The sequence below is a fragment of the uncultured Streptococcus sp. genome (assembly GCF_905372115.1).
Taxonomy (GTDB): Bacteria; Bacillota; Bacilli; order Lactobacillales; family Streptococcaceae; genus Streptococcus.
Genome location: NZ_CAJPNR010000053.1, coordinates 1 through 13,508, shown reverse-complemented (window position 1 = coordinate 13,508; position 13,508 = coordinate 1). Strand labels below are relative to the sequence as shown.

The window sequence follows — 13,508 nt, the reverse complement described above, 5'->3', positions numbered from 1 at the left end:
CAAGCCTGCTGAAATGGAGTAAACCGGTGCCACCTGACCATCTTCAGCAAAGACAACGTAAGTCTTCATACCGTCCACTACTCCAACACTTCCCTTGGTCATGGTAGCTGCGTGCTGGTCTGTATCAAGGCCTCGTCCAGCCGCTTCAACTCCCACTAACTTAACTTCTTCATCTGCCACATACTGAGAGAAGGCGCCGATAGCATTGGAGCCGCCACCTACGCAGGCAATAACATAGTCCGGCAAGCGGCCTTCCTTGTCCAAAATCTGACGGCGAGATTCTTCACTGATCACCTTTTGGAACTCATGGACAATCGTCGGATAAGGGTGAGGACCGACAGCAGAACCCAAAACATAGAAGGCTTCCAAATCACTCATCCAAGCTCTAAAGGCTGCGTCCACAGCATCCTTGAGGGTTTTGGTGCCTGTTTCCACAGCGTGAACAGTCGCACCCATCATTTCCATGCGGAAGACATTGAGGCGCTGGCGCTCTACATCCTCTGCACCCATGTAGACATCGCACTTCATACCAAACTTAGCTGCTGCCGCCGCAGTTGCTACACCATGCTGACCAGCTCCCGTTTCAGCAATGACTCGGGTCTTGCCCATGCGTTTAGCTAGAAGAATCTGCCCCAAAACATTATTGAGCTTATGCGAGCCCAGATGATTGAGATCTTCCCGCTTCAGATAAATCTTAGCTCCACCCAGATGCTGAGTCAGACTTTCTGCAAAGTAGAGCGGGGTTTCCCGGCCTGAATAATCCACCAAATAATGTCGGTATTCATTTAAAAATTCTGGATCATCCTTATACTTCTCAAAAGTCGCTTCCAATTCATCCAGCAAGGCCTGGATAGGCTCCGGTACAAAGGAGCCGCCGAATTGTCCAAAATATCCTTTAGTTTCTGTCATCTTGATTGCCTCATTTCTTTATTTTCAAGCAAAACAAAAGCCCACACACAGAAAAAAACTGTGTGAGGGCGTAAAATCGCGGTGCCACCTCAATTATGGAGCAAAGTATAGACTGCCTCCATATCTCTGTCTTGTCTAACAACAAGCTGCACTGTAAGGTGTGCTCACCGAATTTTTATTGCTTCAAATTCATCTTTTGCATCAGCCCACTTCATAATCTTCCACTGCCTGTTTCCACCAACCACAGGCTCCCTGAAAGCAGAAAAAATTATTACTTTTCTGATGATTTATTTTATTATAGGCCTTTCCCTTTTTCTTGTCAAGAAAAAATTTATTTTTTTCTTCTAAATCCGAACCTTTCGCTCGCTAATCTCTTTTGAGAGCGTCGCCTTGACGATTTTTTCCAGATTTTCTGACCAAGCTGAAATGCCCGCCAAGCCAGATAACCACCCAAAGTATTGGTCCAGAGATCATCAATCTCAAAGACTCGATTGGCGTTGATAAGAAGGTCCAGCAGAATCTGAGTCACTTCGATAGACAGACTCATCCCAAAGCTCAGCCATACAACCTTCTTGGTCTTCCGCAATTCCGGAAAGAGGCAAAGCAATTGAAAGACTAAAGGTGATAGCAGAAAGATATTGGCTAGATTTTGGATAAAGACCTTGACCATCTGGAGCCAAGAAGTAATCTCGCCAATATTGACAAAGGAATTAAAAGGGATTAACAAAACCACTATTCGTCCAAAATACTGGATTCCCGGCGTCTCCATTCCCGGCTCTGGAACTTGAGGAATAAAGCACAAAATGCAAAGCATCAAGAAATAGAGCCAGCTTCCCCCTATCAGCAATCTCCGTCCCTTGGCTGTCAACTCACCGTCTGAAGTCAGATAATTCTTAAGGCTGAACATTTTCTACCAATGCTTTCTCGCGATCACGCTTCATAGTATTAGAACGCAGCTGGCCGCAGGCTGCATCAATATCTGTACCATGTTCCTGACGAACCACACAGTTGACTCCGTTTTTCTTGAGGGTATCATAAAAAGCCAGCACGCGCTCTTTAGGACTGCGGCTGTATTGGTCGTGCTCGCTAACGGGGTTGTAAGGAATGAGATTGACATAAGATAGCTTCTTAATGTTCTTGAGCAGCTCTGCCAATTCCTTGGCCTGCTCTACACCGTCATTGACTTCATTGAGCATGATATATTCAAAGGTCACCCGGCGGTTGGTCGTCTCGATATAGTATTCGATAGCTGCAAAAAGCTTTTCTATAGGGAAGGACCGGTTAATCCGCATGATACTGGTCCGCAAATCATTATTCGGGGCATGGAGGGATACAGCTAGATTGACCTGCACACCTTCATTGGCAAAGTCACGAATCTTATGAGCCAGCCCTGAAGTCGAAACCGTGATATGGCGGGCACCGATAGCCAAACCTTTATCATCATTGACCGTCCGGACAAACTTGAGCACATTGGCATAGTTGTCAAAGGGCTCGCCGATTCCCATAACCACGATGTGACTGACCCGCTCATCCTGACCACGCTCGTCAAAATACTTTTGAACCAGCATAATCTGAGCCACAATTTCTCCGTTATTGAGGTCGCGTTGCTTTTTAATTAAGCCAGAAGCACAGAAGGTACAGCCGATATTGCAGCCAACTTGGGTGGTCACACAGACCGAAAGTCCATAGTGCTGGCGCATGAGTACCGTCTCAATCAGCATGCCGTCCGGCAGCTCAAAGAGGTACTTGACCGTACCGTCAGTCGACTCCTGAACAATGCGCTGTTTAAGCGGATTGACGACAAACTGATCATTTAGCTTGGCAATCAAGTCCTTGGATAGATTGGTCATCTCTTCAAAAGACTGGACCCGCTTGCGGTAGAGCCACTCCCAAATCTGAGCGGCACGAAATTTCTTTTCTCCCTGAGCTTCCGCCCATTCAATCATTTCCTGACGCGTTAAGCTATAAATAGATGGTTTCATTTTTCTCCTTTATTCTGGCGAATCACAAAATGGCGATTGCTGTCTTTTTGCTTTTTCTGCCTATCTTGCTGGGAATTGTTGCGAGAGCGCTTATTGTCCCTTTTAGAGCGGCTGTCTCGGTCTCGCTCGCTTCTACGATCACGGTTGCTCCCAGAACGGCTGTTGCGAGAACGTTTTGACCGACCTTCTGTCTCTTTCTTGCCATGCGATTTCTTATCAAAGGAAGCGCGCTGGGGATTTGGATTTTCCAAGACAAAATAAGCACAGCCGTAGCTGCAGTACTCTAGCAAATAGTCTTCTAAGCGGCTAATCTTCTCATCGCTCTCATTAGCCCGCTCGTCCTTGTAAAAACCACGCAGGCGCAGCTGCTCATTGCCCCAGTCACCGACAATATAGTCAAACTTGGTGAGAATTTCTGAAAAACGCTGATGAAAGGCAGTCAAGTCAAAGCCTTCCTTATAGTTCTCAATCAATTCAAACTCGAATTTTTCTGCAACAATCTTGCTGTCAATCTGTTTAAACTCCGGTCCTGGGAATTTATTATAATTATACAATTCCGGTGAAATATCTTTACGCATACTCTTCCTTTAACGTTCTTGAATAGTTTATCTACAACACTTTATTTTATCATAAATCAGCCAGTATTTCGCGGACTTTTCATCAAAAATATCTTTCTGAAAAAAGTCAGACGATTTAAAGCAAAGAAAGCCAGCTGATTTTGTCTGTTTCATAAGAAAAGGGAGTGGGAAAGAACTTCAAACAAGTTTAAAAAGTTCGTCTTCCCACCCACCCCCGCACAGTTGATTAGGTCATCTTTGGAGCTTAAAAATCGAAGGGAGATGCCAATCAACCACTGCGTCATCTGTTTTTTCTAATTTAGACTCAAAAGTCTGGACTTTTTGCCCAGACTCTTTACTTGTTCTTTTTCAGATAGTCAATGGCGTCCTGCAGTGTTTTAACTGGAACAATTTTCATATCCGTTTTAATCTTCTTGGCTGTCTCCAGAGCCGTTTGGTAGTTGTTTTTCCCATTAGGAGAAAGCTTCTTCTCTTCCTCTGTAAGTTCATTGTTGGGTGCAAAGAAGATATCTGCTCCGCTTTGGGCCGCTGAAACAACTTTCTTATCTATTCCACCGATTTCGCCAACTTCACCTTCCCGGCTGATGCTGCCGGTCCCTGCAATATCGCGGCCGTCACGAAGGGTCGGATCAGCCAACTGGGTATAAATGGCTAAGCTGAACATAAGACCAGCACTGGGACCGCCGATACCCTCAGTTGAAAATGTAATCGGAATATTACTGCTGACTTCCGTCCGGTCTATCAGACTAATGCCAATCCCGTTCTTACCGTTCTCCAGCTTGATAATCTTTCCGGTTGCCGATTTCTCCTGACCATCTTCTTGGAAAGTCACCTTGACCTTATCTCCAAGCTTCTGCGAGTTGACATACTTGACCAGCTCCTCAGAGCTTTCAAAGGTCTTGTCATTGACACCTGTTACCGTATCAGCAATATTGAGAACTCCCTTGAAGGTTGAGTTATCTGCTACCTGCAAGACATAAACCCCCAAATAGTCCATTTTGATCTCTTTACCAGCTGTCGTCAACCCCTGATATTTGGCCATATTTTGCGATGTTTCCATGTAAAACTGGTTGATCCGATTAAACTCATCGTCCGTGGAGCCACCCGTCATATCCTTGGCGGAATAAATATCGGTAAAAGGGGTCAGCCAAGCATAGACCAGATGTGCAAAGGTTGCCTGCTCTACTCCGACCGTCACAAAATTGTAGGAGCCCGCTTCCTTATCAGCCTTATTATCAACTATCAAGACCTGACGAACATCCTCGGCACCACCAGGAACTTCTATATAATAAGGCAGACGAACGTAAAGAGCTGCTATAAAAAAGGCAATAGTGACGCCAATGACCGTCGGCAATATAAACTTCTTAATTCTTTTCATTGTTGATTCTTTCTAATTCTTTGATTACACTTTGGGGCACATAGGCCGCGATATCCTGCTGAAAAGCAATCAGCTCACGAATACGTGATGAACTGATATGCTGATAGACTGGCTTGCTGAGTAAGAAAATCGTCTCCAGCTCTCCTGCTAGTTCATGATTGAAAAAGTTCATATTGGCTTCATAGTCTAGGTCTTGACTATTGCGGAGACCGCGTACAAAGGCCTGGGCTCCCAGTCTTCTGGCCACTGTCACTGCTAGCTCATTCTGAGAAGTGATTACCTCGACATTATCCAAATGCTGCAGAGCTTCTCTGACCATGCGCTCTCTGGCCTCAATTGTAAAAAAACCTGACTTTTCCCGGTTATAGAAAATCCCTACATAGAGCTTGTCAAAAAGCCTGCTGGCCCGCTCAATCAGGTCCACATGGCCCTTGGTCATCGGGTCAAAAGACCCTGTGAATAATCCAATCTTATCTGACATACACCGTCACCTTTGAAATTCCATATATCTTCTGCTTCCAAATGCCCAGCCCTGCAATTTCCTCAGGCAGCTCTACTTCCTTGTCCGTCTCACAGACTACTAGGACATCTTGACTCAAGAGCTGGCCTTCCTCCAGTTTCTCAAGGTCTGCCACAATCTGCTCCTTAGCATAAGGTGGATCTAAGAGAACCAAGTCAAAAGCTCCCGTCAATATTTCCAAGGATCGGCCAGACTCCATCTTGAGCAAATCAAAACGTTCCGGCTCCTTGGTCATCTGAATATTTTCTGAAATAATAGCCTGAGCTCTGCGATCCTTTTCGACTAAGACAGCTGTCTCCATGCCTCGCGAAATAGCCTCAATGGCCAAACTCCCGCTCCCAGCATAAAGATCCAGCACCCGACCTCCGTCAAAATAGGGACCAATCATATTAAAAATAGCCCCCTTGACCTTATCAGTCGTAGGCCTAGTCGTTTTGCCGTCCAAAGTCTTGAGGGGTCTGCCCCCGTATTTACCTGCAACAACTCTCATAAAAAACATTATAACACACATCGCACAGGAGGCCAATTTTTTGAAAACTTGACAGATAAAAAACAGAAGTCCCCCAAAATTAGAGACTTCTGTTTTCTTTTAGTTTTAGTAAAAAATCAATTAACTCAGGCTGACAGTCTGCCTTATCCAAGATCAGTCCCATTGACCGACCAACCATAATATAAAAAGTTTCTGGCTTGTCTATAATCGCCACAATATCCTGATAATCATATCGAGAGGTATGATTGCGATTAAGGACTTGAAAATCCCTCTCATAGAAGTTAAACTCCTGCTCCAAATCATGCCAGAGAGGATTATCCCTATAGAGCTTGAGGAATTGTTGGTTAAAAGAACGATAGAGTAAAAAAGGCATGATCGGCATGAAAATAAATATACCAATAGCTGGCAAAGGCTCCCTAAAAAATAGACAGACCACCCCCACTGCTAACAAAGCCACTTCACCAATGATTAGAGGAAAGAGCCCTATCTTTCGATACCAAAAGTTAGCCCAAGCGAAACGGCGGTAAGCTTCTTCTGTCATGGTCGTTTTTGCTGTCATTGGAAACATCTCTCTACCTCCAAGCTAGATTCTTTCCTACAGTTTACCACACTCTTGCTCGGAATGAAAATACTCAATAAAGAACTTGCTTTTCTCAATTTCATCTGGTATACTATATGTAACTTTTAAAACGTTACATAGGAGGTGCAATATGTTTTCTCATGAAAAATTAAAAAAACGCCGGCTGGAGCTCAATCTGACACAGTCTTCCATTTACCAAGAGCTAGGCATCTCTCGAAAGACTTACTCAGCTTGGGAAAATGGCCTAGCAGAGCCCCATGCAAAAAATCTCAGGAGGTTGGCCACCTGTCTCAAGGTCCAAGAGAACTACTTTGTGGATGAGACCAACGCGCTCTACACCTACCCTTTACTAACTCCACCACATAAAAAAGAAGTAGACAAGCTCGCTAGTCGGCTCCTAGAGAGACAGCGCAAGGTTAGCACTCTTACAGCCTATAAGGTTCTATCCGTTGAGCTGGCTGCAGGTCGCGGGCACAGTTACTATGACAACGAAACAGACTACGAAACTGTCTACTTTAATCAAGATATCCAGCACGATTTTGCATCCTGGGTCTCTGGGGATTCGATGGAGCCCAAGTATCCCAATGGTTCTGTTGCCCTTATGAAACAGACAGGATTTGACTACGATGGGGCAGTCTATGCTCTTATGTGGAATGGCAAGACCTATATCAAAAAAGTCTACCGCGAAGCTGAAGGCCTACGCTTAGAATCTATCAATCCTGACTACGATGACCTCTTTGCCCCTTATGAAGACCAACCTAGCATTGTTGGTATCGTCGTCGGACATTTTCTGCCGATTGAGGTATAAGCCATGGTCCTATTTGATTATTCACGCGAGCCTCGTTCAGACATCGCTTTTGTGGATATGAAAAGTTTTTACGCCTCTTGTGAATGCATTGCCCTCGGCCTTGATCCTTTAAAAACCTCGCTCTGTGTCATGAGCCGAATTGAAAATTCTGCCGGACTGATACTAGCTGCCACCCCTCTCTTTAAAAAGAATTTCGGCAGCCAAAATGTCAGCCGAAGCTATAATCTTCCTTTTGATGTCCACACCCGCAAGTTCAACTATGCTGCTGCCCGCAAGCAGGGACTGCCTATTACAGCAGATTATGTGCGTTTTATCGAAGACGCTGCCCAAAAGACCCTACTGGTCCCCCCTCGGATGAACTACTACATCCAGAAAAACATGGAAATCCAAAAGATTTTCCAGGATTTTGCGGCTCCCGATGATATTTTCCCCTACTCAATTGATGAGGGCTTCCTAGATTTGACAAGCTCTATCAACTACTTCATTCCCGATCAGACGCTGGACCGCAGGACCAAACTAGACCTGCTGGCTGCCCGCATTCAACAGGCTATCTGGAAGAAGACCGGGATTTATGCCTCTATCGGCCTGAGCAACGCCAATCCTCTTCTCGCCAAGTTGGCCTTAGATATTGAAGCAAAACACACAAAAAAGATGCGGGTCAACTGGTCCTATGAGGATGTCCCCAGCAAGGTTTGGACCATTCTGACCATGACTGATTTTTGGGGCATCGGCCACCGAACAGCCACCCGTCTGAAAAAGCTGGGAATCCATTCCATTCATGATTTGGCTCACTTTAACCCCGATATTATCAAAAAAGAAATGGGGGTTATGGGCCTGCAGCTTTGGTTTCATGCTCACGGCATCGATGAAAGCAATGTTCACAAGCCTTATCAGGTCAAGTCACACGGTCTGGGCAATTCGCAAATTCTCCCCCGAGATTATAGACAGCAGGCAGAGATTGAGCTCGTTTTCCGAGAAATGGCTGAACAGGTCGCCATTCGTCTCAGACGCTCTGGTAAGAAATGCCAGCGTGTCTCCATCTATGCTCGTTATTCCAAACAGGAGCGCCTGCCTTCCATTCATACACAGAGAAAAATTGAGCCTATCAACAATAGCGATCGACTGGCTCAAATCGTGGTTCAGCTTTTTCGTTCTAAATATCAGGGCGGGGCTATCCGACAGATTGGTGTTTTTTACAGTGACTTTGTCGATCAGGGATATAGGCTGATTTCCCTCTTCGATGATCCCCTGCAAGTTCAAAAAGAAGAGGAACTCCAGCTGACGATCGATCGCATCAGAGATCGCTTTGGCTTTACCTCTTTGCTTAAGGGAGCCGCCTTGCTGGACTCCTCCCGTGCTATTGCTCGAAGCAAGTTAACTGGTGGCCATTCTGCTGGAGGTTTGGAGGGCTTATCATGACTGACCGCTCTTATCTCCCCTATCAGTCGGCACGTGACTTTCAGGATCGGGGCATGGCGAAATGGGCTGGCTTTTTCCTCTCTGAGCATAGCACTGCTCTAGCCAAAAAAGAACTAGATATCAGTCGCCTGACCCAGCTTGACAGACAGGAGAAATTCTATTTACTCAACCAAGCCTATATCCAGCAAATTCCCATACGAATCACCTTTCTTAATCAGGGAAAGCTGACCGACATTACTGCTACCGTCTTTCATCTGGACTGCAAGCAGGTCCTCCTGCAGGAAGGTGACCATTACAAAGGCCTTGCTATCCAGCAGATTCTTTCCATACAAGCTTCAGGAGGCGCAGATGACCACTCAGAATGTACATGAGGAACTTCAATTCGACTATTTTTCCCAGAATTACTATCAATTTCAAGAGGATTTTTATCAATTTTCCAATCTTCCTCAGCCTCTGATGGTCATGGAAGATGACATCCTACTCCACATGGCCAGCCGCCGGCTCACTTATTTCAAGCTATCAAAGACCAAAAGTTTGGACAAGAAGGACCATTACTTCCACTTTACCGTCAGTCGCCCAGACCAAGCAAACCGACTCTGCATTTACCACTATCAAGGCCAAACAGAAGATATAAAGCAATAAGCTCCCAAACTGAGTCTGGGAGCTTGTTGTATGGAGTTGGCCATCTACTAGAATCTTCTCAATTCTTTCTTGCTTTAAACCAGGGAATAATATTGAAAATTTGGGCCAGCTATATTGTATTTGAAGTCAATCTGAACCCAAGAAGTGCCATTCTTTTTAGGTTATCTTTTCAGTTCATTTGTATAAACTAATTTCATACCAAAAACACCCCAAAAGTTAGATTTTATATCTAACTTTTGGGGCGCAAGTCAAAGCAATTTATCTTTTCTTTTATTTTTTATCGATTTCAAAATTTTTACAAGAATTATTCATCAAAAAGTCCTTGCAAACCGGCGAAAGGATTGTTCTTCTCTTTTTGAGCTTCCTGTGCAGCGGCAAATTCCTCTTCTGTTATAACCTGCCAGTCCTGACCAGACAGAAAACCTTGGCCAGCTTCTTCCTCAGCTGTTAGAATTTTCAGCGGTATATTCATCAGGATATTGTCAGCCACACTCTCAGCTATATTAATCTCGCCATTTTCAATCGGCAGCACCAAGTCCTGATCAATCATATCCTGCGATGCGGCTTGTCCTTCTTCCATGAAAATTTCGTTGACTAGATAAGACTCCTTGAGTTCCACCGGCTCCATACTGCGACTGGATGTCAGAGTGATAGTATAAGACAAGTCATAATCCAGAAAATAGAGGCCGTCTTCATATTGAACTTTTCCTTTGGCTAAAATATCCTGAACATCTAAAATCTCAGGATTGCGCTCTTTTAACTCCTCTGCCAAGTCCAGCTTTTTCTCAAAGGCTAAACCTTCTGGATTCTTTCGAATTTCTTGAATATGCAACATAAGTTCCTCTTTGCTTTTTTTCTTTATATTATATCATGTTTGAGCGCTTCAATGTTATTGAAAATTATTTTGTTATAATAAAGTTCAAGGAGGGAAGACAATGGAACATCTAGGACAGGTTTTTAGATTTTTTCGAGAGGCAAGGCACATTTCTTTATCCGAGGCGACTGGAGGAGAATTTTCAAAGTCCATGCTCTCTCGCTTTGAAAATGGGCAGAGCGAACTGACAGCACAGAAACTTTTTAGCGCGCTTAGCGCTATCCACACGGAAACGGAAGAATTTACCCTTGCAGCCGGCATCCAGAATCATCATTCTCACAAGGAACTCTTAAACCACATTCAAGACCTGTTGCAAGCCAATCAGCTTGAATTATTAGACGAACTTTATCTGGAAAAAGAAAAAGTCACTCAAAAAAGCAAGCGCGCTAGCGATTGGGTTGATCGCCTGATTGTAAAGGCCTATCTCTGCGCCCTCAAGGAGTCTGAAAAGGCCAGTCCAAGCGAGCTGGATTTCCTCCATGATTACCTCTTTTCAGTTGATATTTGGGGGGGGGGCGCTACGAGCTCAATCTCTTCTCTGTCTGCATTCCGGTTTTATCTCTAGATTTGTTTTTCCAGTACACGCAAGAAATCTTCTCAAGAAAGGATTTTGCCGCCTTGTTTGCCAACAATCGCAACACCCTGCACACTACTTTTCTTAACGGATATTTGCTGGCCATCAGTCAGGAAAATATCACCCAGGCAGACTATTTCCAACAAGTCATTGAGCGACACTTTTACGAAGAAAATGAGACATACTTCCGAATTGTCTATCTCTTTGCTCAGGGAGAGTTAGCTTGTTTGAAAGGGCAAAAAGAAGAGGGGCTTACTCAAATGAAGCAAGCGGTCGACATTTTCCGAATCTTGAACTGCCAACATAGCGCTGACTACTATCAAGACACACTTGATACTGCTTTTCAAAAATATAGCAAATAATGCAAATCTCCACTTTTAAACTCAGCGATGTTGAGTTGGGAAGTGGTTTTTTTAATCCTACTCAAGCCCCACCTTTCTGATTTTAAAGTTTCTATCCAAAATCGTTGAATATATGCAACCTTTCCTACAGATTAGATTTTCTATTTTATACTAAAAGCAAAAAGAGCTAGTGCAAGTCACTTTCAGAATTTTACCACTTACTTATGAGACCTGACCAGTTGCCGAAAAGCCCTTGTTTTTTGGCTTTAAACGGTCTATAATGATCATCAGAAAGAGAAAAAAACAAAAGCTAAATTACAGATGTGCCCAATCAGCTTTTATACAATCTTGCAGTTTAGAAAAGGAGTCTACGATGAAATTATTCTTTAAAAATGGGGTCTATGCCTCACTCAGCCTTTCCCGGATCTTCAACACCTTGGGAGCTTCTATTTTCAATATTGTTTTTGTGGTATTTGCTTCCAGCATGCCCAATCCCAAGTTCGCTATTGCTGTGGCTAATTTTATCGTCCTGGTTCCGACTTTCTTTACTATCTTTGCTGGTATCAAAGCTGACAAGACCGTCCATAAGGCTCGCTGGTTGATTCATTTTGGTTATCTTCAAGCACTACTCTTTGTCCTTGTTGCCTTCATGACTCGATCCAGCTCTTATCTAGCCTTTTCAGCCGTCTGCTTGATGAATATTCTTTCAGATATCATCAGCGACTATCGCAGCGGCCTGCAAATGCCGATTTTGAAAAAGAATGTTCCAGAGAAAGACCTTATGGAAGCCTTCTCTTTTACCCAGCTCATCAGCTTTCTCTGCAGCCTGGCCGGACAAGCTTTGGGAGTTTGGCTCTTAACCGTCAGCCAGCAAGACTTTTTCCTAGTTGCTTTGGTTAACGCCTTGACTTTTCTCCTATCCTCCACCATCCTCTACCTAGTCCGTCGTCGATTGACCCATGACCCAGTGGCAATTTCTGAGAAAAAAGCTCCTCTGAAGGAAGAATTGAAGAAAATGTACACATCGTCCAAGCTCATTTTTGAGCAGGAAGGTTCTAACAATTTTCTTAAACTACTGGCTCAAATACTGATCGTCAACGCTATGGCAGGTTCTCTTATAGCTCTTTATAATCTCTACTTGCTGGACAATCCCATCTTCCAGCTGTCCTTTAGTCAGTCTCTTTTGGTTCTTCAGACCACTCTTGTCCTAGCCATGATTGCAGCCAGCCTGACGCCCAACGATTACTTTAGCCGTCTCTCTCTAAATCAACTAACCCTCTGGGCTGCTCTTACCATGATTCTGCTTGCTGTCAGCAATTTCTTACATCTGCCTGTTTTCGTCGGCATTGCTTTTGGATTTTTACTAGCTTATATCTCCGGCAAGATCAATCCCAAAATCAACACCCTCTTGCTGAGCAAATTGCCTTCTGATGTTCTCGCTCAGACTTCCAGCTTTCTGAGTCTGCTCTTTTCTTTCTCTGTTCCCTTTGGTACTATGGTCTTCAGCAGCCTAGCCCTCTGGAATATGAACGCTAGCTGGCTCATCTTCAGTTTTATCGGTGTAATTGCTCTGCTCCTATCTATCGAAAAAAAGAAAGATGTTAAAGAAATGTGATATATTCAATCTTGTTTCTATATTTGTTCTCCTAGAAGACAGCTAAAAACGATAACTTCAAAATAAGAAGTTATCGTTTTTGTCTATTAGAAAGCTAAAGATTAAGTTTCAGCTATTTCTATTGCTATTAGTTCCAGCCGAAGCGTCTGCCTCTACCATTGCGGTCGAAGTACATCCAACTTCCATCTTCCAGCTGAATCCATTTATTGCGCGCCATTTCTCCTGAATTCGGATCAAAGTAACGGTTAGCACCATTGACATAGACAACCTTGCCTTTGACTTGCTTGCCGTCTTGGTCGAAATAGAGGGTTTGTTGGCCAATCTGCTGCAAACCTGTCACTGCTTTACCAGCCTGATCGAAGTAGTACCATTCGTTCTTAGCACCTTCAACAAACTTATTAGCTGCCATTTCACCAGAGTTGGCATCAAAGTAACGGATACTCTTGTCTGCAAGTGTCACTATTTTACCTTTGACTTGCTTGCCATCTTGGTCAAAGTAAAGGGTTTGCTGGCCAATTTTCTGAAGACCTGTTACTGCTTTACCAGCCTGATCGAAGTAATACCATTCATTCTTGGCACCTTCTGCAAACTTGCCGACTGCCATTTCTCCTGAATTAGCATCGAAGTAACGGATAGTTTTATCAGCCAGAGTCACTACTTTACCTTTGACTTGCTTGCCATCTTGGTCGAAGTAAAGGGTTTGTTGACCAATCTTCTGAAGACCTGTCGCTGCTTTACCAGCTTGATCGAAGTAATACCATTCATTCTTGGCACCTTCTGCAAACTTGCCGACTGCCA

At 44.1% G+C, this 13,508-nt stretch carries 15 protein-coding genes, 1 pseudogene and 1 other annotated feature; of the genes and pseudogenes, 6 read left to right on the top strand and 10 right to left on the bottom strand.

What is annotated here, in order from left to right:
• The 8 genes from trpB to QZ169_RS10430 all read right to left on the bottom strand — a co-directional run.
• On the bottom strand, positions 1 to 909 hold a 909-nt coding region (gene trpB / locus QZ169_RS10465), incomplete at its 3' end, for a tryptophan synthase subunit beta (protein ID WP_295506888.1).
• Positions 910 to 970: 61 nt separating this feature from the next.
• Positions 971 to 1,206, bottom strand: a binding site (T-box leader).
• Positions 1,207 to 1,240: 34 nt separating this feature from the next.
• Positions 1,241 to 1,816 (bottom strand): VanZ family protein, encoded by a 576-nt coding sequence (locus tag QZ169_RS10460; RefSeq protein WP_295506886.1) that lies wholly within the window; start codon positions 1,814 to 1,816, stop codon positions 1,241 to 1,243.
• Positions 1,803 to 2,891 (bottom strand): 23S rRNA (adenine(2503)-C(2))-methyltransferase RlmN, encoded by a 1,089-nt coding sequence (gene rlmN, locus QZ169_RS10455; protein WP_295506884.1) that lies wholly within the window; start codon positions 2,889 to 2,891, stop codon positions 1,803 to 1,805. Before rlmN ends, QZ169_RS10460 begins: the two co-directional genes overlap by 14 nt.
• On the bottom strand, positions 2,888 to 3,469 hold the full coding sequence (locus QZ169_RS10450) for a YutD-like domain-containing protein (protein WP_295506883.1): 582 nt from the start codon (positions 3,467 to 3,469) through the stop codon (positions 2,888 to 2,890). The genes rlmN and QZ169_RS10450 overlap by 4 nt, the downstream gene beginning before the upstream one ends.
• A gap of 334 nt (positions 3,470 to 3,803) precedes the next feature.
• Positions 3,804 to 4,847 (bottom strand): SepM family pheromone-processing serine protease, encoded by a 1,044-nt coding sequence (locus tag QZ169_RS10445; RefSeq protein ID WP_125348381.1) that lies wholly within the window; start codon positions 4,845 to 4,847, stop codon positions 3,804 to 3,806.
• Entirely contained in the window at positions 4,834 to 5,328 is a 495-nt protein-coding gene (gene coaD, locus QZ169_RS10440) for a pantetheine-phosphate adenylyltransferase (protein WP_295506879.1), read from the bottom strand. The genes QZ169_RS10445 and coaD overlap by 14 nt, the downstream gene beginning before the upstream one ends.
• Positions 5,318 to 5,866: a 16S rRNA (guanine(966)-N(2))-methyltransferase RsmD gene (gene rsmD / locus QZ169_RS10435; protein WP_295506877.1), complete on the bottom strand. Its 549-nt coding sequence runs from the start codon at positions 5,864 to 5,866 to the stop codon at positions 5,318 to 5,320. The genes coaD and rsmD overlap by 11 nt, the downstream gene beginning before the upstream one ends.
• Before the next feature lie 70 nt (positions 5,867 to 5,936).
• On the bottom strand, positions 5,937 to 6,425 hold the full coding sequence (locus tag QZ169_RS10430) for a YcxB family protein (protein ID WP_295506875.1): 489 nt from the start codon (positions 6,423 to 6,425) through the stop codon (positions 5,937 to 5,939).
• A gap of 142 nt (positions 6,426 to 6,567) precedes the next feature.
• Between QZ169_RS10430 and QZ169_RS10425 the strand changes: the two genes are divergently transcribed.
• The 4 genes from QZ169_RS10425 to QZ169_RS10410 are packed head-to-tail and all read left to right on the top strand — an operon-like array spanning position 6,568 to position 9,306.
• Positions 6,568 to 7,245, top strand: a complete 678-nt coding sequence (locus QZ169_RS10425) for an XRE family transcriptional regulator (RefSeq protein ID WP_295506873.1) — start codon at positions 6,568 to 6,570, stop codon at positions 7,243 to 7,245.
• Between the two features lie 3 nt (positions 7,246 to 7,248).
• Positions 7,249 to 8,664, top strand: a complete 1,416-nt coding sequence (locus QZ169_RS10420) for a Y-family DNA polymerase (RefSeq protein WP_295506872.1) — start codon at positions 7,249 to 7,251, stop codon at positions 8,662 to 8,664.
• Positions 8,661 to 9,035: a hypothetical protein gene (locus tag QZ169_RS10415; RefSeq protein WP_227964394.1), complete on the top strand. Its 375-nt coding sequence runs from the start codon at positions 8,661 to 8,663 to the stop codon at positions 9,033 to 9,035. The genes QZ169_RS10420 and QZ169_RS10415 overlap by 4 nt, the downstream gene beginning before the upstream one ends.
• The gene (locus tag QZ169_RS10410) at positions 9,013 to 9,306 is read left to right on the top strand and encodes a DUF5960 family protein (RefSeq protein ID WP_295506869.1); all 294 of its coding nucleotides are present in this window, start codon (positions 9,013 to 9,015) and stop codon (positions 9,304 to 9,306) included. Before QZ169_RS10415 ends, QZ169_RS10410 begins: the two co-directional genes overlap by 23 nt.
• Positions 9,307 to 9,610: 304 nt before the next feature.
• On the opposite strand, the gene QZ169_RS10405 is transcribed toward QZ169_RS10410, so the two are convergent.
• Positions 9,611 to 10,141 carry a DUF177 domain-containing protein gene (locus QZ169_RS10405; protein ID WP_295506867.1) on the bottom strand — a complete coding sequence of 177 codons (531 nt, stop codon included), beginning with the start codon at positions 10,139 to 10,141 and terminating at the stop codon, positions 9,611 to 9,613.
• Positions 10,142 to 10,241: 100 nt separating this feature from the next.
• Between QZ169_RS10405 and QZ169_RS10400 the strand changes: the two are divergent.
• Both QZ169_RS10400 and QZ169_RS10395 read left to right on the top strand, forming a co-directional pair.
• A pseudogene (locus tag QZ169_RS10400) lies at positions 10,242 to 11,116 on the top strand (XRE family transcriptional regulator).
• A gap of 352 nt (positions 11,117 to 11,468) precedes the next feature.
• The gene (locus QZ169_RS10395) at positions 11,469 to 12,710 is read left to right on the top strand and encodes a transporter (protein ID WP_295506865.1); all 1,242 of its coding nucleotides are present in this window, start codon (positions 11,469 to 11,471) and stop codon (positions 12,708 to 12,710) included.
• Between the two features lie 127 nt (positions 12,711 to 12,837).
• Here QZ169_RS10395 and QZ169_RS10390 read toward each other — a convergent pair.
• Positions 12,838 to 13,508, bottom strand: a 671-nt coding sequence (locus QZ169_RS10390) for an N-acetylmuramoyl-L-alanine amidase family protein (RefSeq protein WP_367113051.1), incomplete at its 5' end; no start/stop codon positions are given.

What these genes read in the sequence shown, in the direction of transcription:
- QZ169_RS10460 (WP_295506886.1), bottom strand. Translation starts at nt 1,816, where the DNA reads ATGTTCAGCCTTAAGAATTATCTGACTTCAGACGGTGAGTTGACAGCC.
- rlmN (WP_295506884.1), bottom strand. Translation starts at nt 2,891, where the DNA reads ATGAAACCATCTATTTATAGCTTAACGCGTCAGGAAATGATTGAATGG.
- QZ169_RS10450 (WP_295506883.1), bottom strand. Translation starts at nt 3,469, where the DNA reads ATGCGTAAAGATATTTCACCGGAATTGTATAATTATAATAAATTCCCA.
- QZ169_RS10445 (WP_125348381.1), bottom strand. Translation starts at nt 4,847, where the DNA reads ATGAAAAGAATTAAGAAGTTTATATTGCCGACGGTCATTGGCGTCACT.
- coaD (WP_295506879.1), bottom strand. Translation starts at nt 5,328, where the DNA reads ATGTCAGATAAGATTGGATTATTCACAGGGTCTTTTGACCCGATGACC.
- rsmD (WP_295506877.1), bottom strand. Translation starts at nt 5,866, where the DNA reads ATGTTTTTTATGAGAGTTGTTGCAGGTAAATACGGGGGCAGACCCCTC.
- QZ169_RS10430 (WP_295506875.1), bottom strand. Translation starts at nt 6,425, where the DNA reads ATGTTTCCAATGACAGCAAAAACGACCATGACAGAAGAAGCTTACCGC.
- QZ169_RS10425 (WP_295506873.1), top strand. Translation starts at nt 6,568, where the DNA reads ATGTTTTCTCATGAAAAATTAAAAAAACGCCGGCTGGAGCTCAATCTG.
- QZ169_RS10420 (WP_295506872.1), top strand. Translation starts at nt 7,249, where the DNA reads ATGGTCCTATTTGATTATTCACGCGAGCCTCGTTCAGACATCGCTTTT.
- QZ169_RS10415 (WP_227964394.1), top strand. Translation starts at nt 8,661, where the DNA reads ATGACTGACCGCTCTTATCTCCCCTATCAGTCGGCACGTGACTTTCAG.
- QZ169_RS10410 (WP_295506869.1), top strand. Translation starts at nt 9,013, where the DNA reads ATGACCACTCAGAATGTACATGAGGAACTTCAATTCGACTATTTTTCC.
- QZ169_RS10405 (WP_295506867.1), bottom strand. Translation starts at nt 10,141, where the DNA reads ATGTTGCATATTCAAGAAATTCGAAAGAATCCAGAAGGTTTAGCCTTT.
- QZ169_RS10395 (WP_295506865.1), top strand. Translation starts at nt 11,469, where the DNA reads ATGAAATTATTCTTTAAAAATGGGGTCTATGCCTCACTCAGCCTTTCC.